Source organism: Gammaproteobacteria bacterium (assembly GCA_022450155.1).
In the GTDB taxonomy this organism is placed as follows: domain Bacteria; phylum Pseudomonadota; class Gammaproteobacteria; order Arenicellales; family UBA868; genus REDSEA-S09-B13.
Window position 1 is genome coordinate 17750 of record JAKUQR010000012.1, and the last position, 25216, is coordinate 42965.

At 55.7% G+C, this 25216-nt stretch carries 22 protein-coding genes; 15 read left to right on the top strand and 7 right to left on the bottom strand.

Annotation, left to right across the window (positions count from 1 at the left end):
- The first annotated feature begins 2 nt into the window (after positions 1 to 2).
- The 6 genes from MK323_08390 (at position 3) to MK323_08415 (ending at position 7406) form a co-directional block, all read left to right on the top strand.
- Positions 3 to 1376, top strand: a complete 1374-nt coding sequence (locus MK323_08390) for an MmgE/PrpD family protein (protein MCH2482181.1) — start codon at positions 3 to 5, stop codon at positions 1374 to 1376.
- Positions 1373 to 2746 carry an AMP-binding protein gene (locus MK323_08395; GenBank protein MCH2482182.1) on the top strand — a complete coding sequence of 458 codons (1374 nt, stop codon included), beginning with the start codon at positions 1373 to 1375 and terminating at the stop codon, positions 2744 to 2746. Before MK323_08390 ends, MK323_08395 begins: the two co-directional genes overlap by 4 nt.
- Entirely contained in the window at positions 2736 to 4043 is a 1308-nt protein-coding gene (locus MK323_08400) for an amidase (protein ID MCH2482183.1), read from the top strand. The genes MK323_08395 and MK323_08400 overlap by 11 nt, the downstream gene beginning before the upstream one ends.
- Positions 4044 to 4110: 67 nt before the next feature.
- Positions 4111 to 5025 carry a hypothetical protein gene (locus MK323_08405; GenBank protein ID MCH2482184.1) on the top strand — a complete coding sequence of 305 codons (915 nt, stop codon included), beginning with the start codon at positions 4111 to 4113 and terminating at the stop codon, positions 5023 to 5025.
- Between the two features lie 13 nt (positions 5026 to 5038).
- Positions 5039 to 6259, top strand: a complete 1221-nt coding sequence (locus MK323_08410; GenBank protein ID MCH2482185.1) for an MFS transporter — start codon at positions 5039 to 5041, stop codon at positions 6257 to 6259.
- Positions 6260 to 6302: 43 nt separating this feature from the next.
- Positions 6303 to 7406, top strand: a complete 1104-nt coding sequence (locus MK323_08415; GenBank protein MCH2482186.1) for a pyridoxal phosphate-dependent aminotransferase — start codon at positions 6303 to 6305, stop codon at positions 7404 to 7406.
- Between the two features lie 27 nt (positions 7407 to 7433).
- On the opposite strand, the gene MK323_08420 is transcribed toward MK323_08415, so the two are convergent.
- Positions 7434 to 8174 carry a sulfite exporter TauE/SafE family protein gene (locus MK323_08420; GenBank protein MCH2482187.1) on the bottom strand — a complete coding sequence of 247 codons (741 nt, stop codon included), beginning with the start codon at positions 8172 to 8174 and terminating at the stop codon, positions 7434 to 7436.
- A 59-nt stretch (positions 8175 to 8233) separates the two neighbouring features.
- On the opposite strand from MK323_08420, the gene MK323_08425 reads away from it, so the two are divergent.
- Together MK323_08425 and MK323_08430 are read left to right on the top strand one after the other, a co-directional pair.
- The gene (locus MK323_08425) at positions 8234 to 10027 is read left to right on the top strand and encodes a DUF885 domain-containing protein (protein ID MCH2482188.1); all 1794 of its coding nucleotides are present in this window, start codon (positions 8234 to 8236) and stop codon (positions 10025 to 10027) included.
- 124 nt (positions 10028 to 10151) lie between these two features.
- Entirely contained in the window at positions 10152 to 10451 is a 300-nt protein-coding gene (locus tag MK323_08430; GenBank protein ID MCH2482189.1) for an HlyU family transcriptional regulator, read from the top strand.
- 87 nt (positions 10452 to 10538) lie between these two features.
- On the opposite strand, the gene MK323_08435 is transcribed toward MK323_08430, so the two are convergent.
- Entirely contained in the window at positions 10539 to 10940 is a 402-nt protein-coding gene (locus MK323_08435; GenBank protein ID MCH2482190.1) for a nuclear transport factor 2 family protein, read from the bottom strand.
- A gap of 38 nt (positions 10941 to 10978) precedes the next feature.
- A complete protein-coding gene (locus MK323_08440; GenBank protein ID MCH2482191.1) occupies positions 10979 to 12115 on the bottom strand; it encodes a Rieske 2Fe-2S domain-containing protein in 1137 nt (378 codons plus the stop codon).
- A 186-nt stretch (positions 12116 to 12301) separates the two neighbouring features.
- Between MK323_08440 and MK323_08445 the strand changes: the two genes are divergently transcribed.
- The 3 genes from MK323_08445 to MK323_08455 all read left to right on the top strand — a co-directional run bounded on the left by MK323_08445 (position 12302) and on the right by MK323_08455 (position 14845).
- On the top strand, positions 12302 to 13000 hold the full coding sequence (locus MK323_08445; GenBank protein MCH2482192.1) for an SDR family NAD(P)-dependent oxidoreductase: 699 nt from the start codon (positions 12302 to 12304) through the stop codon (positions 12998 to 13000).
- An 84-nt stretch (positions 13001 to 13084) separates the two neighbouring features.
- Positions 13085 to 13747 carry a class I SAM-dependent methyltransferase gene (locus MK323_08450; protein ID MCH2482193.1) on the top strand — a complete coding sequence of 221 codons (663 nt, stop codon included), beginning with the start codon at positions 13085 to 13087 and terminating at the stop codon, positions 13745 to 13747.
- A 33-nt stretch (positions 13748 to 13780) separates the two neighbouring features.
- Complete coding sequence (locus MK323_08455; GenBank protein ID MCH2482194.1) at positions 13781 to 14845, top strand: TauD/TfdA family dioxygenase; 1065 nt, start codon at positions 13781 to 13783, stop codon at positions 14843 to 14845.
- 43 nt (positions 14846 to 14888) lie between these two features.
- Here MK323_08455 and MK323_08460 read toward each other — a convergent pair whose 3' ends face one another.
- Positions 14889 to 15497: a peroxidase-related enzyme gene (locus MK323_08460; GenBank protein ID MCH2482195.1), complete on the bottom strand. Its 609-nt coding sequence runs from the start codon at positions 15495 to 15497 to the stop codon at positions 14889 to 14891.
- A 138-nt stretch (positions 15498 to 15635) separates the two neighbouring features.
- On the opposite strand from MK323_08460, the gene MK323_08465 reads away from it, so the two are divergent.
- The 4 genes from MK323_08465 to MK323_08480 all read left to right on the top strand — a co-directional run bounded on the left by MK323_08465 (position 15636) and on the right by MK323_08480 (position 20908).
- Positions 15636 to 16841: an MFS transporter gene (locus tag MK323_08465; protein MCH2482196.1), complete on the top strand. Its 1206-nt coding sequence runs from the start codon at positions 15636 to 15638 to the stop codon at positions 16839 to 16841.
- Positions 16842 to 16991: 150 nt separating this feature from the next.
- The gene (locus MK323_08470) at positions 16992 to 18014 is read left to right on the top strand and encodes a Fe(3+) ABC transporter substrate-binding protein (protein MCH2482197.1); all 1023 of its coding nucleotides are present in this window, start codon (positions 16992 to 16994) and stop codon (positions 18012 to 18014) included.
- A 68-nt stretch (positions 18015 to 18082) separates the two neighbouring features.
- The gene (locus MK323_08475; GenBank protein ID MCH2482198.1) at positions 18083 to 19792 is read left to right on the top strand and encodes an iron ABC transporter permease; all 1710 of its coding nucleotides are present in this window, start codon (positions 18083 to 18085) and stop codon (positions 19790 to 19792) included.
- Positions 19793 to 19795: 3 nt separating this feature from the next.
- Positions 19796 to 20908 (top strand): ABC transporter ATP-binding protein, encoded by a 1113-nt coding sequence (locus tag MK323_08480; GenBank protein MCH2482199.1) that lies wholly within the window; start codon positions 19796 to 19798, stop codon positions 20906 to 20908.
- A 33-nt stretch (positions 20909 to 20941) separates the two neighbouring features.
- On the opposite strand, the gene MK323_08485 is transcribed toward MK323_08480, so the two are convergent.
- The 3 genes from MK323_08485 to MK323_08495 form a co-directional block, all read right to left on the bottom strand.
- A complete protein-coding gene (locus tag MK323_08485) occupies positions 20942 to 22192 on the bottom strand; it encodes an acyl-CoA dehydrogenase family protein (GenBank protein MCH2482200.1) in 1251 nt (416 codons plus the stop codon).
- Between the two features lie 18 nt (positions 22193 to 22210).
- A complete protein-coding gene (locus MK323_08490; GenBank protein MCH2482201.1) occupies positions 22211 to 23242 on the bottom strand; it encodes a phosphotransferase in 1032 nt (343 codons plus the stop codon).
- Between the two features lie 110 nt (positions 23243 to 23352).
- Entirely contained in the window at positions 23353 to 25188 is a 1836-nt protein-coding gene (locus MK323_08495; GenBank protein ID MCH2482202.1) for an ABC transporter ATP-binding protein/permease, read from the bottom strand.
- Between the last annotated feature and the right edge of the window lie 28 nt (positions 25189 to 25216).

Consider the following 25216-nt stretch of genomic DNA (forward strand, 5'->3'; position numbering starts at 1 on the left):
CTATGGACAGTATCGATACGATCGCACGACACGTGACCCAGACCAGGTTTGTGGATCTTCCTGACGATGCTGTTGAAGCGACCTGCAAATTCATCCTGGATACGCTGGGGGTAGGTATCTTCGGCAGCAGCGGTCCTTGGGTCGAGGAGTTGATCTCGGCACAGGGTGGTCCACCGACCAGTGGGGTGGCCCGTGTGTTTGCCAGACCAGTGACGCTCGGCGCTGCGTCGGCTGCGCTGTGTAATGCCTACCAGATGCACAACTCCGAGTTCGACTGTGTGCACGAAGGTGCAGTGGTGCATGCCGTGACGTGCCCCCTGGCGGTAGCTCTGGCCGAGGTCGATCGCCAGAACATTGATGCGGGCAGACCCGTGACCGGCCAGCAACTTATCCGCGCTATTGCGCTGGGTGTGGATGTCGCCTGTCATTTAGGTGTCGCCAGTACCAGTGCCCTTAAGTTTTTCCGACCCGGGACCTGCGGCGCATTTGGTGCGACGGCGGCACTCGCGGTATTGCGCGGCTTTGATACGGCCTGCCTGGTCAGTGCGTTCGGCATCGTACACGCCCAGTTGTGCGGCACCATGCAGGCACATACGGAGGGCTCTCCTTTGCTCGGTATGCAGATGGGATTTAATGCGCGTAATGCCGTGTTGGCCTGTGATCTGGCTGAGCGAGGTGTGCCTGGGCCGCGCGATGTTCTGGAAGGCCCTTTCGGTTATTTTGCTCTGTTTGAATCGAGCCACGATTTGGCGAGCGTTCTGCCCCAATTGGGTCAGCAGTGGCGAATCACGGAGATGGCCCACAAACCGTTTCCCAGTGGCCGTGCGACACACGGAATTGTCGACGGCTGCATGACACTGCGCCGCACACACGATATCCTCCCTGAGGCCATCACCCGGGTCAGCGCTCGAGTACCCCCGCTGATTCATCACCTGGTGGGCCGGCCGTGTCTAGCGGACATGGACATCAACTACGCCCAGCTTTGTGCTCAGTTCGCGGCCGCCCGGATTCTGATTGCCGGAGACCTGGTGACTGAGGATTTCACAGCCACTGGCCGCAGTGATCCCGATACGCTTACGCTGGCCGATAAAGTCCAGATTATTGTCGATGACAACCCCGATCCCAACGCGTTAACGCCGGTGACAGTCGATATTGAAACGCACGGCGGGGCTCATCATGAGATAGCTGTCGACACGGTGTACGGTCATCCCGATAATCCGATGACGCGGCAAGACTGGTTGAAGAAATTCCGGAGTAACTGGCAACACGCAGCCGTTGCGCTGGGTGAGGATGCCCGTGAACGCGTCATTGAACAGGTGGACAATCTACCGGCTGTTGTCGATACGGCGCGGATCATCGATGACCTGCTACCGTGAGCCGTTATTTCACACAGGCTGATTTTCCCGAACTGAACAGGGCGTTTCCCATCGGCGACGCTTTCCTGTCGGGTCCTGCACAATTCGATCCTGAACGATTGCGGGCTTTGCAGGAGGATCGCTTTTCCCGTGTCGTTGCGCGCGCCTGGCAAATCCCTTTCTATCGTCGGCACTGGGGCGGGGCAGGCGCGGAACCGGGTGATATTACAAGCCTGGATGATCTCGAGCGATTACCGGTCGTGACCAAAGACCACCTGATGGCCAGTGTTGAAGCAGTGCCGCCCTATGGGGATTATCACGGCATGACCCGTGCCGACGGCGGGCGCTATCGCACGGTTCTGCAGACCACCAGTGGAACCACTGGCGTGCCTCAACCGCTTTTCTTCGGTGCCCGCGACCGGGAAATCCAGAATATTCTTCTCGCCCGTGCCTACCTGCTGCAGGGTCTGAAACCGAACGATGTGGTGCACTCCATTTATGGTTTTGGCATGGTCAACGGCGGTCACTATATTCGCGAAGCGATTCTTCACCATACCGATGCCCTGCTGCTGTCAGCCGGTACGGGCACCGAAACACGCAGCCGTCAGCAGGTTGAATTGATGCATCGATTCGGCGCGACTGTGCTGGTGGGATTTGCTGATTACATGCTGAGGCTGGCCCAGGCAGCGCGCGACACCGGGCTGGCGCCCGGCACGGATATTCCACTGCGGATGATTTCCGGGCACCTGGATCATGATGCCCGCGAGACATTGTCGGGTGCCTGGGGCGGTGCGTCGGTTTACGACTGGTATGGTGTGGGCGATACGGGGATCATCGCTGCAGAAGGACCTTGTCAGGAGGGTCTTTACGTCTGGGAAGATGCGCACTTTCTTGAGATCGTGGCGCCCGAGTCGGGCAAGCCGGTCGCCCCTGGCGAACCCGGCAACATCTGCGTGACGGTGCTTTTTAAGGACACGGTCTACCCCATCATACGTTTCGACACCCAGGACGTGTCCAGCCTTTTGCCGCCCGATCCGACCAGTGGCATCAACTTTCAGCGCATCACCGGTTTTTCCGGCCGCAGTGACAATATGGTCAAGCTGCGCGGTGTCAACGTTTATCCAACCGCCATTGGCAAATTGCTGCATGAAATTGAAGGCACCACCGGTGAATACATCTGTCGATTGCATACCTCGAATGATCAGGACGAACTCACCGTGATCGTTGAATATGTCGGTAGCGATCCCGGATTTAAGGATACATTGGCGCAGTCGCTAAGAGAACAACTGGGTGTCAGGTTGGGCATAGAACTTGCAGGCAAGGGTGAGACGGCTGCCTTAACCGGGCTGGAAGATCGGCAGAAACCCCGACGGCTGATTGATGACCGCTGACGTTCTGCCGACTCTGCCACTGACTGAAGTATCTGAACTTCTGATTCAGCGTAAGGCCAGTCCGGTTGAACTGACCCAGGCCTGTCTGGACCGGATCGAGTCAGCTAACGGTCAAGTGAACGCGCTGGTGTTTGTCGATCCGGAAACTGCGATTGCGCAAGCGGCTGAAGCGCAACAACGCTATGCTCTTCGGCAACCACTGGGTCTGCTCGATGGCCTGCCAATCGTGGTTAAAGACAACATTGCTGTCAGCGGCTGGCCTATGACCAATGGCCTGGCGGTCCAGCATACCTCCAGTGCAGATGCCGATATCGTGAGTCGCCTGCGTCGGCAGGGCGTGGTGATGCTCGGCAGCGCCAATATGGACGAAGGTGCGTTGGCTGCCGCTGGCGTTAATCCCCATCATGGCCGCATCATGAACCCGGATTTTCCAGGCTATGCAAGCGGCGGCTCCAGTAGTGGGTCGGCGGCTGCGGTCGCCGCCGGTTTCTGCTGTGCAGCGCTCGGTACGGATACCCTGGGTTCGGTCCGGTTGCCGGCAGCGTACTGCGGCCTGGTCGGATTCAAGCCAAGTCATGGGCGTCTGTCGACCACCGGCATCATTTCTCTGCTGCCCGAGCTGGATGCAGTCGGACCCATCACCCGGTCGGTCGCCGATGTTGTCTACCTGATGACTCAGCTTGAGGGGTGGACCGTGTCGGTCGAGCAGCTTCCACTGGGTCATTTGCGCTGGGGCGTGCCCGATAGTTTCAGTGGGGAAGAACTTGATGTGGATGTCCAGGTGCCGTTTGAGTCGGCGCTTGCGGGTCTGTCTGCTGTCGTGCGCCCGCAGCCAGTCGCACTTCGCCATTGGGACCCCGGGACACTGCGGCGTTCGGGACTGTTACTGGCAGAACATCATGCGGCCTGCCACTGGACCGATCCGGCCAGCGCTTATTCGGCACGACTGAGATCGATGCTGCAGTATGGGCGTGAAGCGAGCGCCGATCGGTTGGCCAGGGCGCAAAGCTGCGTCCGTGAAAGTAAATCGGACCTGCTCGCGTCCTTCACCGAAGTCGATGTGATCCTGATGCCGACGACCCCCCAGACGGCGTTTGACAGTGATACGGCGGTGCCCGTCAATCAGGCCGATTACACAGCACTGGCCAACGCCGCTGGTTGCCCGTCGATTTCTATCCCCTGCCTGACGCCGGCGGCGGGCCGCCCGGCTGGACTGCAGCTGATGAGCGCGCCGGGCAGTGACGAGAAATTGTTGGCATGGGCTTTACAGGTCGAGCGCTTGTTGGCAGATTGTTAAGTGACTGGCAGGGTCGGATAGGTCTTTCTGCTAAACTGCCACCGACCTCATCCCCGGGGAATTACCCATGGCAGCAGACCCGAACGAACAACGGCATTCGCAGACGCTGTTCAGTCAACGTGCCCGTTACCACAGCAGTGAGAACAATTTCGAATTTTCCTGGCCGGCAGTACCGGCACACCAGTTCGTTGAAGAACGCGACCGCGCGCTGGCTGAGCACACTCCGACGGGGCTGATACCGCTGGATCTGGGGGATGTACTGGGTCTTGATTATCCCGCCACCACGCCAACCCTGCTCACGCGTTACGCCAAGATCTGTGCCGGGGAGGCGTTATCGGTTTCGTTCAAGGCGGCAGGTGCCGTGTATTACGTTATTCGGGGTCAGGGCTGTTCAACGCAGGATAACGACACGATTGAGTGGGGCGAAGGAGATCTCTTTTGTTTTCCCGGTGCCGGCAAGACCGTTCACCGGGCAGGCGGTCGTGACAGTCTTCTGTTCCTGGCGACCAACGAACCTCTGCTCAGTATTGACCGCCTGAGTCCGCCGCCACCGGCCGAGGCTGTGGTCGAGGCTGTGCACTGGCCGGCAGACGAGATCACACGGCAGTTTGAGCCGGTACTGAGGCGGCCGATTACCGAAACTACCTCCGGTCACGCGGTACTGTTTTCGAGCACTGCCCAAGGCGGGAGTACCAATATCCTGCCCACAGTGAACTGTGCGGTGAACACGTTGGAGAGCGGTAAGGACCAGCGTCCTCATCGCCACAACGGTGTCGCGGTCACCTTGTGCATCCGCGGTCAGGGTGTTTACTCGCAGATCGATGATCAGCGGGTCGACTGGATCGATTGTGGTGTACAGATCACACCGCCCGCAGCGCTTCATTCCCATCACAATCGTGGTCCGGAGCGGATGGAATGCCTGATCTTCCAGGACGAAGCGCTCCACTATTACACCCGTACACCGGGCTTCAGCTGGACCTGATCTGCAGTCTGCCGTGAGTGTGCTGGCACCTTCCCTGCGGCGGGATGCCCAAGTCATGGGCCTGGTCGGTCTGGCCCATGCTTCCAGCCATTTTTTCCATCTGGTTCTGCCGCCACTGTTCCCGATACTCAAGCAGGAGTTCGATGTCAGTTATGCGCAGCTCGGCCTTTTGCCGGGACTGTTTTTCGCAGCATCGGGTGTGATGCAGATTATCAGTGGCTTTCTGGTGGATCAGTTTGGGGCGCGTCGCGTGCTGTTGGCTGGGTTGGCGTTGCTGTCGATCAGCATGCTGCTGTGCGGGCTGGTGTCAGAGTTCTGGATGTTGATTCCCCTCGCTGTGGTTGGCGGCGTCGGCAACAGTGTTTTCCATCCGGCCGATCTCGCCATCCTGACCGATAAGGTCAGCCGGCCCCGTCTCGGCCGAGCCTATGGTATCCATGCGCTGTCGGGCAATATAGGCTGGGCAGCTGCGCCGGTGTTCATCATGACGGCGGTACAGTTCAGCGACTGGCGAACCGCACTGGTGCTGGCCGGTTGCGTCGGTTTTGCCGTGTTGCTGGTGCTGCTCTTGTCCGGTAGAGAGCTGGTCGAGTCAGCACGGCATGCTGTCAGTACGAGGCGTCCAGAAGGCACTGCGGGTGACAACGTCCGGATGCTGCTGTCACCCACAGTGGTGTCCTGTTTTCTTTACTTTACTTTTCTTTCTACCGCCCTGATCGGGATTCAGACGTTCGGCGTCACAGCGATGGTTCAGATCTATTCGGTGCCATTAACACTGGCGACCGCTGGGTTGACTTTGTTTCTTGTGGCGTCAGGTGTCGGTGTGGTTTGCGGCGGTTTTGCCGCTGACTGGACTGATCGGCATGATGTCATCGCCATGTCGGGTATGACGATCGGTGCGATGGTCTTTTTTGTGATCGGTTCTGGTTCGATTTCACCCTCAGTGTTGATTCCTGCGCTCATCATCGCCGGGTTTGTTGCCGGGACTACCACGCCGTCGCGCGATATGCTGGTGCGCAAGGTGACGCCGGAGGGCGCATCCGGCCGGGTTTTTGGATTTGTTTACTCCGGGCTCGATCTCGGGTCCTGCGTTATTCCGCTGGTTCTGGGCTGGGTGCTTGACCATGGATCAGCGCCCGTGGTTTTCTATATCATCGCGAGTATGCTGCTGGTGACCGTGCTGACCGTGGTCAATGTGCGCCGTTACGTACCGGTCCGGCGTCAGCCTGTCTGATACAGTGATCGCTGTCAGACGGCACCGATACCAGGGGTAAGCTATGGTGCAATACCGACTTACAGAGCTCACAAAGTCACTGCCGGCAACGGTACCGTTTGTGGGGCCGGAAACGCAGGAACGGGCCCGCGGTGGACCATTTGACGCCCGGATCGGTGCAAACGAAAGTGTCTTCGGACCGTCTCCGGGGGTGGTAGCTGCTATTGCCGAAGCGGCCAGCAGTGCCTGGATGTATGGTGACCCGGAAAATCACGTGCTTTGCCAGGCGATCGCAGCTCAGCACGGGGTGGAGCCTGGCAACATCATGGTGGGAGAAGGGATCGATGCTCTGCTGGGTTACGTTGTGCGCATGTTTGTAGAACCAGGTGATTCGGTGGTGACCTCGCAGGGTGCTTACCCGACCTTCAACTACCATGTCGTCGGTTACGACGGTCAACTGGTAACCGTACCTTACCGTGATGATCGGGAGGATGTGGATGCCTTGCTGGCAGCGGCCGCTGAGTGTCAGGCCAAGCTGATCTATCTGGCAAATCCGGACAATCCGATGGGTACCTGGTCGTGCGCCGAGAAGATAGACGACATGATTTCGAGGGTGCCCGCGGGTGCGTTGCTGGTACTGGACGAAGCCTATGGCGAATTTGCCGAACCGGGGACGCTGCCGGAGATCGATGTGTCCAGTGACCGGGTGCTACGCTTCCGAACTTTCTCAAAAGCCTACGGGCTGGCGGGGATCCGTTTGGGCTATGTTGTCGGGAACTCGGAGCTGGTGGCCGAGTTCAACAAGGTCCGAAATCATTTCGGTGTCGGCCGGGTTGTTCAGGCGGCTGGCCTTGCTGCACTGGCGGACCAGTCTCATCTCGATCGGGTGATTGATCAGGTCAAGGCAGCGCGACGTCGAATCGTTGAGATCGCGTCAGACAACGGGCTGGCGACTGTCGACTCGGCCACAAACTTTGTGGCTGTGGATTGTGGCCGCGATGGAGAATTCGCGACCCGCGTATTGAACAGTCTGGTTGAACGCGGTATTTTTGTCCGGATGCCAGGTGTGCCACCGCTAAACCGCTGTATTCGCATCACGGCCGGGCTCGATCACGAATTGGATGCGTTTGCGGCGGCACTGCCGCTGTCACTTGTCGACGCTAACTGACCGCATCGTGTTGCGGACAGGCCAACGCTAGAGCAATGACCGAAGGACCAGTCCCGCACCGAGTAGCACGAGCAGGCCCAGCACTGCCCGGCGGAAACTGCTCTGAGACAGCCTGCGGCGGATCGGTATCCCAAGTTTCAGTCCCACCAACATTGCCACTAGCCCGACAAACGATATCTGTGTGGTGTCGACGGTGAAAAGACCCAGCCAGGCCAGACCGATGGCAAACACAACGCTTGAAATCGTAAACGAGATGTTGATTGCCTGAATGAAAACGTTCCGCTCGAGCGGCAGCGACAACAGGTACGGCAATACCGGCATCACCTGCGAACCGGTGACACCGTTAACCAGCCCCGTTGTGAAACCGACCGGTATTTCAAGACGCCTGGCGAGCGCTGTGGGCAGTCTGAATGCTGGTTGAGTGATGGTAATCACACCGTAAATGATCAGCACCAGGCCGAGTATTGCCGAAGAGATGGTCGGGTCGAGCCACATCAGCAGGGCCAGTCCTATGAAGATTCCTACCGGTGCCGCTGCATACATCAGTCGAAACTGTATCAGCGTCGCTCGAAAATGCCCGGCATCACGCATCACAATCAGGTTACTGACGACCGAAGGCACAATCAGCAGCGGCAGTGCCTCTTTCAAGCCGATGGCATAGACGAGAAACGACAGTGCGGTCGTGGCAAATCCAAGACCGGTGGTGCCTTTGACCAGCCCGGCGAACAAAAATGCACCACATACAACCAGAATGTCTCCGTTCTCCAATTTTTTGTTTTTCCGGATGTGGCGGTGATCAGACAGGATCTACCCCCAGGGAAGAGGATTTGAGTGTAGGCAATAACCGTTGGGATGCCCAGCGTGTCAGACTGTCACTCAATGGCGGTGCGTATTGTCTTGAAGGATCGAATCGCGATGTTCCAGTACACGATAGAAGATCATCGGTGCCGGTGACCAATAATATTTTTTTACTTGCTGATCGTTATGTTGATCAGCTCGCAGCACTCCAGCCAATGCTCGCCACTCAAATGGGGGTACCCGGATTTGATGGACAATGGGGCGTACAGGATCCGTCGGGGTGGCAGGACATCGGGGCACTGTTCAAGCGTACCCTGTCGGCGATCGAGGCGCTGCCACCATCGGATCGACATCGGGAGCAACTCGGCCGCCGGGTACTGAAAGACCATCTCAGTGGTCGGGTGGAACGCATTGAGCACGGTCACCCGCTGCAGGATCTGAACAACATCGCCTCGCCGGTGCAGGGGTTCAGGGAGACTTTTGACCTGATGCCGAAGGTCAGCGCCGATGACTGGGAATTGATTGCCAGCCGACTCAGTAGCCTGCACGGGGCAGTAGACGGCTATATAGAGAGTCTCTCTGAAGGTCGTAGACGCGGACTTGCCGCAGCTCGGCGTCAGGTCGAGGCTTGTATCGAGCAGTGCCGGGTCAATTCAGGCTCGGGTTCTTTCTTTTATCAGCTCTCGGCGGGGGCCCATGATGCGCAGGTGCCCGACGCCCTGCAGGCTGAGGTCGACACGGGAGCCGCGGCTGCCCGCTTGGCATATGCGCACCTAGCGAATTACCTTGAGGATGAGTATCTACCCGACAGTGTCGAGGCTGATGGGGTAGGTCTTGAACGTTACCGCAGAGCCAGTCGTCACTTTCTGCTTACTGAGATCGACCATGAAGCGGTCTACCACTGGGCGTGGCAGGAAGTCGCTGCCTTACGGGCGCAGATGGTGGAAGTTGGTCGGCAAATCGATCCGGCGCTTGGCTTTCAGGAGATCGTGCAACTGCTGAAGACAGGCGCTGACTATGTCGTGAGCTCAGAAGCTGAATTTCTCAGCCAAATGCGGCAATGTCAGATGGATGCCCTGGATCAGCTGGACGGTACGGTGTTCGACGTTCCTGTACCGATCAAGCAGATTGATGTGCAGATCGCACCGCCCGGCACTACGCTTGGGGCCTACTACATTCAGCCGTCGGAGGATTTTTCCCGTGCCGGCAGCGTCTGGTATGCAAAGCTCACCGATACCAGCGTCTACCCGTTGTTTGACGAGGTGACCACCGCGTATCACGAAGGTTTCCCCGGACACCATCTGCAGATCGGTGTGCAGATGTGCTTGGGCGATGAATTGACCCGCGCTCATCGGCTCGCCATATGGTACGACGGCTATGGTGAAGGCTGGGCACTGTACGCCGAAAGACTGATGGACGAACTGGGATTTATCAATCGTCCGGAATACCGCTTTGGGCTGTTGTGCAGCCAACTGATGCGCGCTTGCCGGGTGGTGATTGACATTGGCATGCACCTAGGAATGATCATACCCAAAGATGCGGTTTTCCATTCGGGTGACATCTGGACGTTTGATCTGGCCGTCGAGATGCTGCGGGACTATGGTCTGATGTCGCCAGTGGGTGCTCGCTCCGAAGTAACACGTTATCTGGGATGGCCGGCCCAGGCAATCTCCTACAAAGTAGGCGAACAGTTTATCTTGGACCTGCGTGCTCAAGCCGAACATGAGGCATGGTTTACGCTCAAGGAGTTTCATCGACGTATACTTGTTTCCGGTCCGGTTGGACTCGATCATCTCAAAGAACTGATCCTTGGCCAGGAATAGGCCTGCGGCTTGAGATGGATAAGTACGGTGATTACGATGAGATGTGCGTTGTGATGCAGTATGCCGCAGACCCTGTAGCAGGGTGGCAGAAGGTACAACTCGGAGTAGCAGGAGGTACGTGAATATGGTTTTTGATTTTCTGAAGAAGCACTTTTCTGGCAGAGCAGATAACGGCGACAGTGATAGCCGGAAAGACGCGGTAGAACATGAGGGTTTCACAATTGTACCGACGCCCCGACAGGGTGAGAACGGCTGGACCACGGAAGGCCTTATTGAGCGGGAAGTCGATGGCGAAGTCGAATCACGCCACTTTATCCGGGCCGAGACCCACATGGACCGGGACCAGGCTATCAGTCACACGATTCTCAAGGGCCGGCGGATCATCGACGAAGAGAGTCGGATGCGCCCTGCCGCTGGAGACTGACGGCGCGTCGAGTTATGCCATCGGGTTTTGCGGGATGTGGTGGCGCAGTGAACCGCATCATGGAGCTGTTCAGGTTTAGGACTGATCCTACGGCGACGGTTTGTCGTTTGGCACATTGAGCGTTTTCGCCATCCACTGGTGGAGTTTCTGCATGCCTTTGAGCGGACGTACCCAGACCTTGAATTCGATGATCTGATTGTTGTCGTTCCAGCAGATATGATCCACACCGTTGATCACGATGTCGTCGATGGTCACCTCAAACTCCAGCATGGCCTGGCGCTCATCGACCATTTCCCTGACGTAGTGAAAACTCCCATTCAGCAGCACCTTGGCTGCTGCTGTTAAGTATTTCACCACGATGGCCTTGCCCACCTGTGGCGTATGAACCACTGGTGAATGGAAGACCGCGTCATCGGCAATCAGGGTGTCCAGTGCCGACGCGTCACCGCTGCGGATGATGTCGTGCCAGGAATCCAGGGCAGCTGCCATGTTTAGATCTCTCCTCTTAGCCCTGATCAGGTATTCCTTCAACCGGTCGGTTCCAACGCGGCCAGTACTAGCCTATGGAACTGGTGAACCGCATGTTCGGCGATACCGCTTAAGTCGGGATCGACGATAAATCGTCCCTGATCGTACGACTGGGACTTGAGTCCTTTTTGAACGGATTCACACAGAGCGGCATCCTCCGGGCCGAGCACGGTGTTCATGTAATGGTCCTGTGCATCAACTTGACTGTTATCAGACAGGCCATAGCGGTGACCGAAGAAACTGGTGCGTTCATGATCCAAGGGAAGAAACGACAGTACGAGTAAGTAAGGTTCACCGGGCAACAGATTGATGGTTGTGGTGGGCCACAGATACCAGAATGCACCTGAACGGTTTGGACTGTCCGGGGCCAGCGCATAGGCAGTGTTTTTTGCACGGGTATCAGGGCCCAGTTGTCGCGACCAGTTGCTGAAGGTCTCCATCTGGTAGCTGGACATGTCGAACAGGGTCGCAAAATCCGGGTGCGCAGGAGCACAGTGATAGCATTCCAGAAAGTTGTCGACCACCACTTTCCAGTTTGCCGCCATAGCAGCGGGTCCGTAGGTAAACGTATCAAGCGGCTTCATTTGATCCAAGTTCGGTAGGCGTTCCTGGAGATCTTGTTCCAGCCCAGGCGCCTGGTTATTGAGTGAGTCCGCTTCAAGGTCAAGATTGAAAAAAACAAAATCACACAAAGTATCGACCTGTACCGGTTGCAGACAGAATTCGGATTTATCGAAGCCGGGGACTTTCTCGGAATTACGGGCATGACGCAGCTCCCCGGTAAGTGCATAAGACCAGGCGTGGTAGGGGCAGACGATGTTGTGGGTGTTACCGCTGCCTTCAAGCAACTGATGGGCGCGGTGCCTGCAGACGTTATAGAACCCGCGCAATGTTTCGTCTTGGCAGCGAACGATGAAAACACTCTCGTCGGCAACGCTGGCAGTCAGGTAGTCACCGGTTTTGCTTAACTGTGAGGCATGGCCCGCGTAATGCCAGTTGCAGTAGAAGATGTTCTGTTTTTCCTGTTCGTATATTTTTTCGTCCAGGTAAAGAGATGAGGGTATCGTGTATGAATGCTGTGGTTGTTCATGCACAGGTCGCTGTGTTTTCAGTTCGACAACTGTTTCACTCGGCATGTTCTTGTATCCTGCGGATTTTCTGCCTGGCATCTACGGCGGATGGTGCTGATTGTAACGTGATTGGGTATCGGGAAAGGGTGTAGCGGCGGGGCATACGAGTACCAGAGAATCGACTGACAGAGATGAAGTCTCAACCGGGTTCGGTCAGAATAAGGGCAGGAGTACCTTTGAGGAGGAACAGAGATGTCCAAAGTTTGTGTGGTTGCCGGCGTTGGCCCGGGAAACGGTGCCTCGTGTTGCCGTCGATTTGCCGCCGAAGGTTACTCGATCGTGATGCTGGCTCGAAATGCTGATTATCTCGCATCGCTCTCGGCTCAGCTGCCTGGGTCTTTGCCCATCGCCTGCGATGTGAGGGACCCCGAAGCCATAGAGACCGCCTTTGATCGTATTCGTGGTGAGGCGGGGGAAGTAGATGTGCTGATCTATAACGCAGGATCTGGCGAATGGAACAGCGTGGAAGAGACCACAATCGAAGGGATGGAGTCGTCGTGGCGGACCAACACGTTGGGTCTGCTTGTTGCCAGCCAGCAGGTGATTCCCCCCATGAAGGCCCGCGCGAGTGGCTCGATTGTCGTGATTGGTGCGACCGCATCATTGCGTGGAGGTGCCAATTCGACAGCATTTGCTTCAGCGAAGTCGGCGCAGCGCAGTCTGGCCCAGTCGATGGCCCGACGCTTAGGTCCCACGGGTATACATGTCAGCTATGTGATTATCGACGGCATCATTGATCTTGAAAGGACCCGGGCTGCCCGGCCAGATATTCCGGATGAATATTATCTGCAGCCAGACGATATCGCCCAGAGTGTTTACGATCTAACCTGCCAGCATCGTTCTGCCTGGACTTTTGAATTGGATCTGCGTCCATTCGGAGAGAAATGGTAGACCGTATTCGGGGCCTATTGAGTCTGGATGTCAGACACGGCAGATATTAGAACAAGCAATAATCAGACTTAACCAGGATCCAACATGTCGAGGTCAACATTTCAACTCAGTGAAAAGGTTCACGACTATCTGTTAGGGCATTCGCTGCGCGAGAGCACTTTCTGTCAGCAGTTGCGTGAAGAGACCAGACCCATGAAGATGGGCATGATGCAGGTCTCCCCGGAACAGGGACAGTTCATGGCATTTCTGGTCGAACTGACCGACGCCCGCAAAGCGGTCGAGGTCGGAACCTTTACCGGCTACAGTGCGCTGTGCGTCGCGCAGGCACTGCCTGCAGATGGCGCACTTATCTGTTGTGATGTGAGCGAGGAGTGGACGGCTGTGGGCAAAAAATACTGGGAACAGGCCGGGGTCAGCGATCGGATCAGTCTCAGGATCGGACCGGCAGTCGATACCCTTAAGGCCATCCGTGATGCCGGAGAAGAAAGCACGTTCGACTTCGGTTTTATCGATGCGGACAAAACGAACTACCGATCCTATTACGAGCACGTACTGGCGTTGCTGAAGACTGGGGGGTTGCTGCTGATTGACAATGTGCTGTGGGGCGGTAGTGTGGCCAACCCGGATAAGACCGATGAGGATACCGAAGCAATTCGTGCCTTGAATACTTTTCTGCATCACGATGATCGGGTGTCCTTGAGTATGCTTCCGGTCGGTGATGGCCTGACACTCGCGCTGAAACGGTAGCTGAGGCAGCAACCTGCGATTTATATTCACACTATGAGCGCGCCTAGAATCAAACCGCTTTGCGGCCCCTTTGCCTGGACCGCAGCAGAGCTGGATCAGAACAGTGGCTGGTCAGTCGTTCTGCACGCGGATGAATTAGCCTGCCTGGACAGTGCCCTTGATGTGGTGATGTCCCGGCAGATTGCCTGGTCGTCACTGACAAAGTCTCAGTTCCCGTTGCCGGAGCTGTCGCAAAAACTCGAGGCGATTTCGAACGAACTTGAAGACGGTTGCGGGATGGTCTGTTTGCGTGGCATTTCGCCGGAGCGCTACACAGCTGACGAGTTGCGCACACTGTGGTATGGCTTGTGCCTGCATCTAGGGATACCGGTCTACCAGAACTCACAGGGCCAGCTGCTCCGGGAAATCTGTAACGAAGGGGAAGGGGTTGGGAAACGCTATGGTCAGATGACAAGCGGAGACGGTGTCTTTCTTTCTTCCCGGGCACGAACCGCGTCGACTGCAGAACTGCGGTTTCATACTGATCGAGCCGATATCGTGGGGTTGCTGTGTGTCGGTCGCGCAAAGAGCGGTGGTGAGACACGAATCGCCAGTTCGGTGACTGTGCACAACGAGATGATTCGTAGGCGGCCTGCGCTTGCCACGCTGTTGTATGCACCGATTTTCCGCTCGCGTTTGGGCGAGGAGCAAGGGGGTGGCCAGATGTTTTACCCATTGCCTGTGTTTGGTTGTCGCGAGGGGAAATTCACCAGTCATTACTCTCGCACTTATGTGGAGGCGGCCCAGTTGTTGCCCGAAGTACCGACAATGATGGATGAACAATGGGTTGCACTGGATCTTCTGGCAGAGCTTGCGGATGAACACTGTGTGGAAAGTGTGTTTGAGCCAGGCGATATTCAATTTCTGAATAACCACGTGATTTATCATGCGCGTCGACCGTTCATCGATGACGAGGAGTCCGGGTATAAACGAAACTTGATGCGGATCTGGCTGTGCCCGCCGGGAAACCGGGTATTACCGGAAGATCATGCGCCGCTCTGGCGCACAGTCGAAGCTGACAGTCTGCGCGGCGGTGTTGCCCTGGAGCCCGCGTCCTAAAATAACGCTATCTGATCCGGCGCCAACTGCACTGGCTGCCAGGCTAACCGTGGCGCCAGTCGTCCGGGTCCTGGGAGTTGCCCGGGGAGAGCCCGAGGATATCTCCGTCAGTCGATACACCCAGTCCAAGTACGGTCCGGTTGGCATAATTGAAATAAGCGACGACCTGATTGATCTCCAAGATCTCACCGTCCTCAAATCCGCTATCACGCAGTGCCTCAATCAGTGAAGCATCCATCTCGGCCGGCCTTAGCGTCAGTTGCCTGGCATAAGACAGCGCCAACTTCTCGCGAGGGGTGAGATCCAGACTTTCGATATCTGCCGCTTCCAATCGTTGTCTTAAGCGGTCAGAACGGTCATCGTCATTCAGTAGCCGCTTAAGACCGGCAAAATGATGCACCACACAATAGTCGCACTGGTTCAGCAGACTGACCCAGACGCCGATCGTCTCCAGAAACCACTTGGGCAGTGAATTCGAGTAATGGTGCAGAACATTCTTGTAGATCACCATGTGGCCATCCATGGTATGGGGGCGCAGGCTGTGGGCCATCATGATGTTGTCGACGTTATTGTCTGGGCCTTTGACCCGGTCATACAGCGTGCGCAGGTAACCGGACGAACTGTCGTAGGCAATTGTCTTGATCCAGGACATGTCTGCTCTCGATGCTTCAGTATCGTGAGGGCTGATTGTGTGTCAAACTGCCGGCTTATTCCAACGTCGGGTTGGCACTGACCAAGATTTTGATTGGTTCCGGCACCCAGAAGAAGAACCACAAAAAGGATTCGGCAGTTGAAGCGGCGGCAATTGGAATTCCTGTTTCTCAATGCAGGTCATTTTTTTGATCACCTGATTATCCTGATTTTTGCGGCGGTCGCGGCTCTTGCACTCGCCCGGGAGTGGGGCATGGGCTATGCGCAACTGATTCCCTATGCAACCCCTGGATTCGTGGCTTTTGGTTTGTTTGCTGTACCGGCCGGCTGGCTGGCCGACAAGTGGAGTCGGGAGGGTATGATGCTGTTGTTTTTCCTGGGCATTGGTATTGCGGCTGTGCTCACGGCCCTGGCAGATACACCCCTGCAGATCGGGTTAGGGTTGTTCGTCATCGGCATGTTCGGTGCTATCTATCATCCTGTTGGATTAGCGATGGTTGTGCAGGGCCGAACGAAAACCGGTATGCCGTTGGCGGTCAACGGCGTATTCGGAAATCTAGGCGTCGGCTGCGCGGCCTTGATTACAGGATTCCTGATCGATCAGACCGGGTGGCGTTCAGCATTTGTCTGGCCGGGCGTGGTCTGTATCGTGCTCGGGCTCGCCTACGCATTGTTTCTGTTTGCGATCCGTCAGTCAGGTAACGATGCAGACAGGGCAAGTGGCGCGAAAGCAAATTCTGGCCAGACGTTACAGGTTACAGGTACCATTCTGATAAAAATCTTTGCCGTCATTTTCTTTTCAACCGCAGTCGGTGGACTGATTTTTCAAAGCACCACATTTTCGTTGCCCAAAATTTTTGATGAACGGTTGGGGGAACTCGCCGTCACAGCTACTTCGGTGGGTGGATTCGCGTTTGCCGTGTTTGCACTGGCCTCAATCGGACAGCTCATTGTCGGCTACCTGCTGGACCGGATATCACTTAAGCTGGTTTTTCTGGTGGTTGCCGGAATCCAGGTTGTGTTTTTTACACTGATGGTCGGGGCTACGGGCTCAGTTGCGCTGGCAGTCAGCGCGGTGTTCATGCTGGCGGTATTTGGGCAGATACCCATCAACGACGTACTCATCGGCCGGATTACGCGCAGTGAATGGCGCAGCAGGGTGTTTGGTCTTCGCTATATCGTCACCTTTTCGGTCAGTGCGAGTTCGATCCCTTTGATCGCCTGGATTTACGGGTTCTGGGGTTTTGACGCATTGTTCTGGGTGCTGACGGCAGCCGCGTTGGCAATCTTGATCGTTGTGGTATTCCTCCCCGCTGCAGCTGCCCGATCGGAGATCGCGAGGTAAGTCTCGGCGTTTCTTTCGACCGGCACCTGATTGAGTTGGCGCCGGTCTGTCATCACAGTATTGACAGTGCTCGGTAGTTTATATTTAATACGAATCATTCGCATTCGTTTCTAAAGATAATTCGTTATATTAATTGTCAGTGGAGAAAAAGTGGCTAAGAAGTGTGTCGTTGTCTGGCTGAGTGTAGTCATTGCTCTGGCAAGTTCAGTGTCGGCGGGCCAGGTCGGTGAGGTGAACGTCTATAGTTATCGTAAACCGAAATTGATCGATCCGATGTTCGCAGCATTCACTGAACAGACCGGCATCAAGGTTAACTCGGTGTATGCCAAGCAAGGCATGCTTGCGAAACTACAAAGCGAAGGTCGAAACAGTCCAGCTGATCTTGTGTTTACCGTGGATATTGGCCGTTTGTCTGATATCCATAAAGCCGGACTCACTCAATCAGTGGATCGGTCTATGTTTGCTGCAGACATACCCGACAATTACATGGAGCCTAATGGTCACTGGTTCGGTTTAACAACGAGAGCGAGAATCATTGTGGCCTCGAAAGAACGCATTGCCCCGATGGCTATTTCGACATATGAAGATCTCGCCGATCCAAAGTGGAAAGGACGCATCTGTACCCGTTCGGTTAAACATCCCTATATGGTGGCTTTGACAGCCAGTATGATCGCCCATCACGGCTTAGCGGGAGCACGGACCTGGCTTTCTGGATTAAGAGATAACCTCGCGAGAAAGCCGCAGGGTAATGACCGCGCACAAGTCAAAGCAATCAAACAAGGGGTTTGTGATATTGCGGTCATCAATCACTACTACATAGCCAAGATGCTCAAGGACCCGGAGCAGGTGCCGTGGGCCGAGGCCGTCAATGTTATTTTTCCCAACCAGGCGGGACGGGGCACACACATGAATGTGAGCGGCGTTGCGTTGACCAAGCACGCGCCCAACAAGGACAACGCCATAAAATTGATGGCTTTCCTTGCCAGTGAAACCAGTCAGGAAATGTACGCTCAGAAAAATGCAGAATATCCGGTTAAACCGGGTATTGCCTGGAGTGACCTGCAAAACTCCTGGGGTAGTTTTAAGGAAGACTCGCTCAGTATGGCTGTTGTCGCCGACAACAGAGCTGCCGCGATCAAATTGGCGGATGAAGTGAATTTTAACGGTGGATAAGCGAGCAGCCTGTCAGCGGTTGAAGCGCCAACTTCTCGGCACTCTTTCTCCAGGGTGATCACGATTTCATGGCGAATGCCTCCACGCTGGCTGGATTTAAAGGATTTCGTTTCGGCTTTGACTTACCGCAGAAAAGCTGGACGTTAGCATCTGTATTTGTTGCCATATTGGTCGCACTGCCAGTTGCTGCTGTCATCTGGACAGCACTGAGACCCAGCGGCGATATCTGGTCTCACCTAATCTCCACATCATTGCCGGGCTACGTCAGTACGACACTCTGGCTCATGCTGGGTGTCGGGACGAGTGTCCTTCTGACTGGTGTAACGACTGCGTGGCTGATGACGATGTGTCGTTTTCCGGGCCGGCGGGTTTTTGAATGGTTACTGCTGCTGCCGCTGGCATTTCCAGCCTACGTTATCGCCTATGCGTACACTGATTTACTTGAATATTCCGGTGCAGTTCAGATTTTTCTTCGCATGGCGTTTGACTGGCAGGCGCCACAGGACTACTGGTTTCCTGAGATCCGAAGCCTTGGCGGTGCTGTCACACTGATGGGCGTCGTCCTTTATCCCTACGTTTATCTGCTCGCCCGTGCCGCGTTTCTCGAACAATCGGTGAATGTTCTGGAGGTGACCCGGGTATTGGGGCATGGCCCGTGGCGAACTTTCTTTCGTGTGTCTTTGCCTGCAGCCCGCCCGGCAATTGTAATCGGTGTGGCTTTGGCATTGATGGAAACACTCAACGACTTTGGGACGGTTGATTTCTTTGCCGTGCAGACCATGACTGCCGCACTGTTTGATGTGTGGCAGGGTATGGGCAGTCTGGTTGGCGGCGCGCAGATCGCAACCGCTATGCTGGCCTTTGTTGTTTTATTGATCTCTGTAGAACGCTTTAGTCGCCGTCAGCAGAAGGTGTACCAGAACGTCAGCAGTCGTTTTCGTGAGTTACCCAGCTACCACCTCGAAGGTTTGCCCAAGCTGTTGGCTTTCATGGCCTGCCTGCTGCCCATACTCATCGGTTTTGTCATTCCGTTGATTGTTCTGATCAGGCTGGCGGTAATCTATTTTGATGAATCGTGGACAGTAGACTTCAGGACCTATGTACTGAACAGTCTTATGCTCTCTGCAATCGCGGCTGCGGGGGCGCTGCTGGTTGCTTTGCTGATTGCTTACGGACAGCGCTTGCGTGGCGGGCGAGTTATCAGCTTTGCGGCGCGCATTGCATCTTTAGGGTATGCCGTGCCGGGTGCCGTGCTGGGGGTGGGTGTGCTGATACCGTTCGCCTATTTTGACAACTCCCTGGACGCACTGATGCGGGAGATGTTCGGGATATCCACTGGATTATTGCTCAGCGGCACGCTGGTGGCGGTTGTATTTGCTTACGTGGTCCGCTTTCTTGCTGTTGCCCTGGGCCAGGTCGAATCCAGCCTGGCCAAGGTATCGCCATCGTTAGACATGGCCGCTCGAACACTGGGTTACGGGGCAGGCGAAACGCTTCTGCGCTATCACATGCCACTGATTCGAGGCGGTATGCTGACAGCTGTCATGATTGTTTTTGTGGACTGTATGAAAGAACTGCCGGCCACATTAATTCTGAGACCTTTTAATTTTGAGACCCTGGCGACGCATGTTTACTGGTTTGCATCTGACGAGATGCTCGGCGAAGCGGCACTGGGATCATTGACCATAGTACTGGTTGGACTGATTCCAGTTTTATTCCTGAGCACCATGACCGCACGGGCACGTTCAACCCGACTCAGCAGTGGTACAGTGACTTAGGTTATGAGCAGGACGCCTTCAAAGACCTTTCTGGACGGTTCTCCTGATGTGCCGTTACTCGAAATTCAGGGTATTTCTTGCAATTATGGTCTGGAACGGGCGGTCTATGATCTCAGTCTGACTGTTAACAAAGGCGAACAGGTTTGCCTGTTGGGTCCCAGTGGTTGCGGCAAGACCACGGTGCTGCGGGCAGTTGCCGGGTTTCAGGCGCTGCTTTCCGGCAGTATCTCGATCAATGGTCAATGTATCTCACGACCGGGCGAGATCCTGTCACCGGAAAAGCGCCGGGTCGGGATGGTGTTTCAGGACCATGCGCTGTTTCCTCATCTTTCTGTTGAGCAAAATGTCGGGTCGGGCCTGCGTACTTTGTCTGCGCCAGAACGGCGCACGACGGTGTCGGAATTACTGGAACGTGTCGGCTTGACGAGCGTGGCACAGCGGTTTCCACATGAGCTTTCTGGTGGCCAGCAGCAACGGGTTGCGCTTGCACGAGCACTGGCACCCCGGCCACTGTTACTGCTGATGGATGAGCCGTTTTCCAGTTTGGATCTGGATCTACGCGAACGGATGGGACAGGAGGTGGCCGATATGCTCAAAGCAAACGGGATCACCTGCATCCTGGTGACCCACGACCAAAATGATGCGTTTGCAATGGGTGACAAGGTCGGAGTGATGGCGGACGGGCGCCTTCTGCAGTGGGACACGGCTTACAACTTGTATCACGAACCCGGAAACCGTTTCGTTGCCGATTTTATCGGCAACGGAATTTTTCTACCCGCCGAAGTCAAAACTTCCCGCACGGTGGATTCTGAATTTGGAGAACTCACCGGAGATCAGAGTATTGTGACGCCGCCTGGCAGTCAGGTCGAAGTGCTGATTCGGCCCGACGATGTAGTGCTCGATTTAGACAGCCCGATCAGAGGCCGTGTCGTACGCAAAGCCTTCAAGGGAGCTGAAATCCTCTATACGATTCGTTTTGAAACAGGCACGACCGTGTTAACCCTGTTTCCCAGCCACGCCAATTTCGAAGTCGGTGATGACATCGGGATAAGGTTCGAAGTCGACCATCTGGTAACCTTCGCGATCGATACTGCCACGGTAGATCCGGTTGAGTAAACCGGGTACGTTCCAGCAGTGCCGATGTAGCGGTTAGGGTGCCTCTGAGGGCCTGAGGTAGGCGGCGGTGGTTCCATCGTCGTCATCATGCTCCATTAATTCCGCACGCGCGACTGACCGCAGGTGGACCTCATCCGGTCCATCGGCATAGCGCAGTGCCCGGCCCCAGGTCCAGTGATCGGCCAGGGGTGTGTCCGGGCTGATACCCATTGCCCCGAACAACTGCATGGCCCGATCAATCACGGTGACATGAAGATTGGGCACCAGAGCCTTGATCATGGCAATTTCCTTGCGGGCGCTCTGGGCGCCACGCTCATCGATCAGCCAGGCAGTTTTCAGAACCAGTAAGCGGGCTTGTTCGATCTCGATTCGCGAACGGGCAATCCAGTCGGTTACGGCACCGTGTTCATAAAGGTTTTTGCCAAAGGTCTGTCGTTGTTTCGACCGTTTGATCATCAGTTCCATTGCAAGTTCTGCTGCTCCGATTGAACGCATACAATGGTGAATCCGACCCGGTCCAAGGCGGGCCTGGGCCAGCGTGAAGCCACTGCCTTCCTGGCCGAGCAGGTTGCTTACAGGCACACGGACGCTATCGAAGATCATCTCGCAGTGACCTTCCGGGGCGTGGTGATTCATGATCCGGATGTTGCGTACGATGTTCACGCCGGGTGTGTCTATGGGAATAAGCACCATGCTTTGTTGGCTGTGTCGCGCGGCTTCAGGATCGGTTTTCCCCATCAGGATAATCAGCCGGCAGTGGGGATGAGCCGCATTGGTGATAAACCATTTTCGGCCGTTGATTACGTATTCATCCCCGACGTGTTCAATACGGGTCTGGATGTTGGTGGCATCCGATGACGCCACATCCGGTTCTGTCATCGCAAACGCGGATCGTATTTCACCCTGCAGCAGCGGACGCAGCCATTGCTCATACTGTTCAGGTGTCGCGAACATGTGCAGGAGTTCCATGTTACCGGTGTCGGGTGCATTGCAGTTGAACACCTCAGATGCCCAGGCCACACGGCCCATGATTTCAGCGAGCGGAGCGTATTCCAGGTTGCTGAGACGAGTCCCGGGCTCTTGTTCCCGAAGGTCCGGTAGAAAAAGGTTCCAGAGCTCTTGATCACGCGCTCGGGCCTTCAAGGGTTCCATAAAGGAGACCGGAAACTGCCCTTGCTCTATCTCTTCGTGCCACAGCCAGATCCGAGGCACGATGTGTTCAGTCAAAAACGTATTGACTCTGGCACGCAGTGCCTCGACCTTAGGTGTGTAGGCGAAATCCATCAGTCAACTGTACTGCAATCAGGTGCGTTCATCGTTGAGGATGCGTTCGGCCAACTCAGCCAGAGGGCGCACCATGCTGCCCATTTTTGCTGCCCGTTCGTTTGATGCATTCCCGTCAAGCGAACGTTTGTAGACACCCTGCAGTATTGCGGCCAGCCGGAACAGAGAGAAAGCGATGTAGTAGTGCCAGTTATCGATACCGGAAATGCCGCGCAGCTGGCAGTATCGGTCAAGCATCTGCGCTTCTTCGGGTATACCCAGAGCGCGACGATCCTTGCCGCCTAGCCCCTGAATGTGCTGGCCCGGAGTTATGCGCAGGCCCATACAGAAATAAGCCAGGTCTGCCAGGGGATGGCCGACTGTCGAGATTTCCCAGTCGATCACCGCCAGGATCCGGTATTCGTGGTCGTGAAAAATCATGTTGTCCAGTCGGTAATCGCCGTGTATCAAACCATTCTGACCATCGTCCGGCGGCGAATGTTCGGGCAGCCAGTCCATAAGGTGTTCCATCGCTTCGATTCTTTCGGTCTCACTGGCACGATACTGCTTACTCCAGCGGCCAGTCTGGCGATCAAAGTAGCTCCCGGGGCGTCCGAAATCCTCGAGGCCAACAGCAACATGATTTACGCTGTGCAGTTCCGCAAGGACCCGGATAATTTCATCGTAAAGCTGGCCGCGATCGGATGCGGCCAGTTCTGATAGAGATGGATCCCAGAATATTCGACCTTCAACGCAGCTCATGATGTAGAACATCGTATCGAATACGTTGTCATCTTCACACAGTGTGTACATCCGCGGCACGGGCACAGCTGTATCGGCCAGCGCTCGCATGATTCGATACTCTCGATCCACAGCGTGGGCCGACTTAAGCAGCTGGCCTAAAGGTTTTCGCCGCAGTACATAACGGCCGCTGCGCGCACGCACGCGGTAGGTCGGGTTGGACTGACCGGTGGGGAATTTCTCGATGGTTTCAAACCCAGAAAACCCTGGTACGTTCGACTCCAACCAGGGCACAAGGCGAGTGGTATCGGGCGAAGGGGCAGAAGTCATGAGCTGTGTTCGAGTGTACCCAATCCGGGCCATCCGGTCTGAAGCCGCAGCTTTAGCTATCGGGTCAGGTAGAAACATCATATTAAACAGTTTTTCGCTGGCGGCAAAATTCAGGCATGCTGACTGCGTTTGCGTTCTTTTTCCTGTTCTTGCCAAAGAGCCGCGTAAAGCCCGTCCTTAGCCAACAGTTGCTGGTGGGTACCGTGTTCGATGATTCGGCCATCGTCCAGCACCAGGATTCGATCGGCCGAGACCACCGTGGATAGCCGATGGGCAATGATCAGGGTGCTCCGCCCGCTGGAGATTTCATCCAGGTTCGTCTGTATATCGGTTTCTGTTGCGCTGTCCAGGGAAGAGGTGGCCTCGTCAAAGAAAAATACTGTCGGGTTCTTGAGTACGGCCCGGGCAATTGCGACACGTTGTTTTTCGCCACCGGAGAGCTTCAAACCTCGCTCACCGACACGGGTCTGGTAGCCGGCGGGCAGTTGCACAATAAAATCGTGAATCCTGGCTGTACGGGCGGCTTCGTAGATATGCTGTTCGTCGGCACTCGGGTCTCCATAGGCGATGTTGTAATAGATCGTGTCGTTGAACAGAACGGTATCCTGCGGAACCACACCGATGGCATCGCGGAGTGACGTCTGAGTAATTTCCTGTAAATCGAGACCATCGACTGAGATCCGGCCTGAACTGGGCTCGTAAAATCGCAGCAGCAGACGGCTGATCGTTGACTTGCCGGCACCTGTGGGACCGACAATGGCCACTTTTTCTCCGGCTTTCACCTGAAAGCTGATGCCATGCAGAATCTTCCTTTGCACGTCGTAGCCAAAGTGAACGTCGGTGAATCTGATGTCACCCCGGGTAGAGCCCAGAGGCTGCGCGCCAGGCAGGTCTTTGATCTCCGGCACCTCTTCCAGCAGGGAAAACATGTTCTCCATATCGACTAGAGCCTGCCGGATTTCTCGGTACACCGTGCCAAGAAAATTCAGTGGGATGGACAGCTGCATCAGATAGGTGTTTACCACCACAAATCCCCCGATAGTCATCGTGCCGTCACGGATATTCAGGGCGGCCATGATCAGCATGATGGTGATACCACTGAGCACGACGATCGCCTGGCTGACATTCAGGAGAGACAAGCTTTCGCGGCTTTTGACTGCGGCTTGCTCATAGGTCTTGAGTGCCTGGTCAACACGGGTCAGTTCATGCGATTCGTTGTTGAAATATCGTACTGTCTCAAAGTTGAGCAGACTGTCGACCTGGCGTGTGCTGACTTCATTTTCCGCATCGTTCATTTTGCGGCGGATACGCATGCGCCAGGCCGTGATGCCAAAGGTCAGCCACACATAGATGCCTATAGTGACTGCTGTGACCAGTGCATAAGAGATACCGAACAGGTACCAGAGAATGCCGCAGACCAGAACCACTTCGAACAGGGTCGGCAGGATGTTAAAGGCAACGAAAGTCAGCAGAAACTGAATTCCGTTGGTGCCCCGGTCGATAAACCGGTTCAGTGCGCCGGTCTTTCTCTCAAGGTGAAAGCGTATCGATAGCGAGTGCAGATGATTGAAGACCTTGATGGCGACCTGCCGGACGGCATGTTGGGAGACCCTGGAAAAGACCGCATCTCTGATCTCGTTAAAGACAACGTAAGAAAACCGTGCCAGTCCGTAGGCCGCGAGCGCGGCAATGGGAATGCCAAACAGCAGGCCCATCTGATCTTCCAGACTCGACAGTGTGTCCACGGCCCTGCCGAGAATCAAGGGCACGGTGAGATTTGCGAGTTTGGCCATAACCAGGCTGACCACGGCCACCACGACCCGGGCCTTGAGGTCTTTGCGCCCTGCCGGCCAGAAAAAAGGCAACACCAGCGCGCAGGTCTTCCATAGGTTTCCGTTTTCCCCGTCAGACGGAGTTGCCGGCGTTGTGTCGGGTTCGGTTTTCATCAGTGTTGACGGTTCGTAAGTCCGGTTA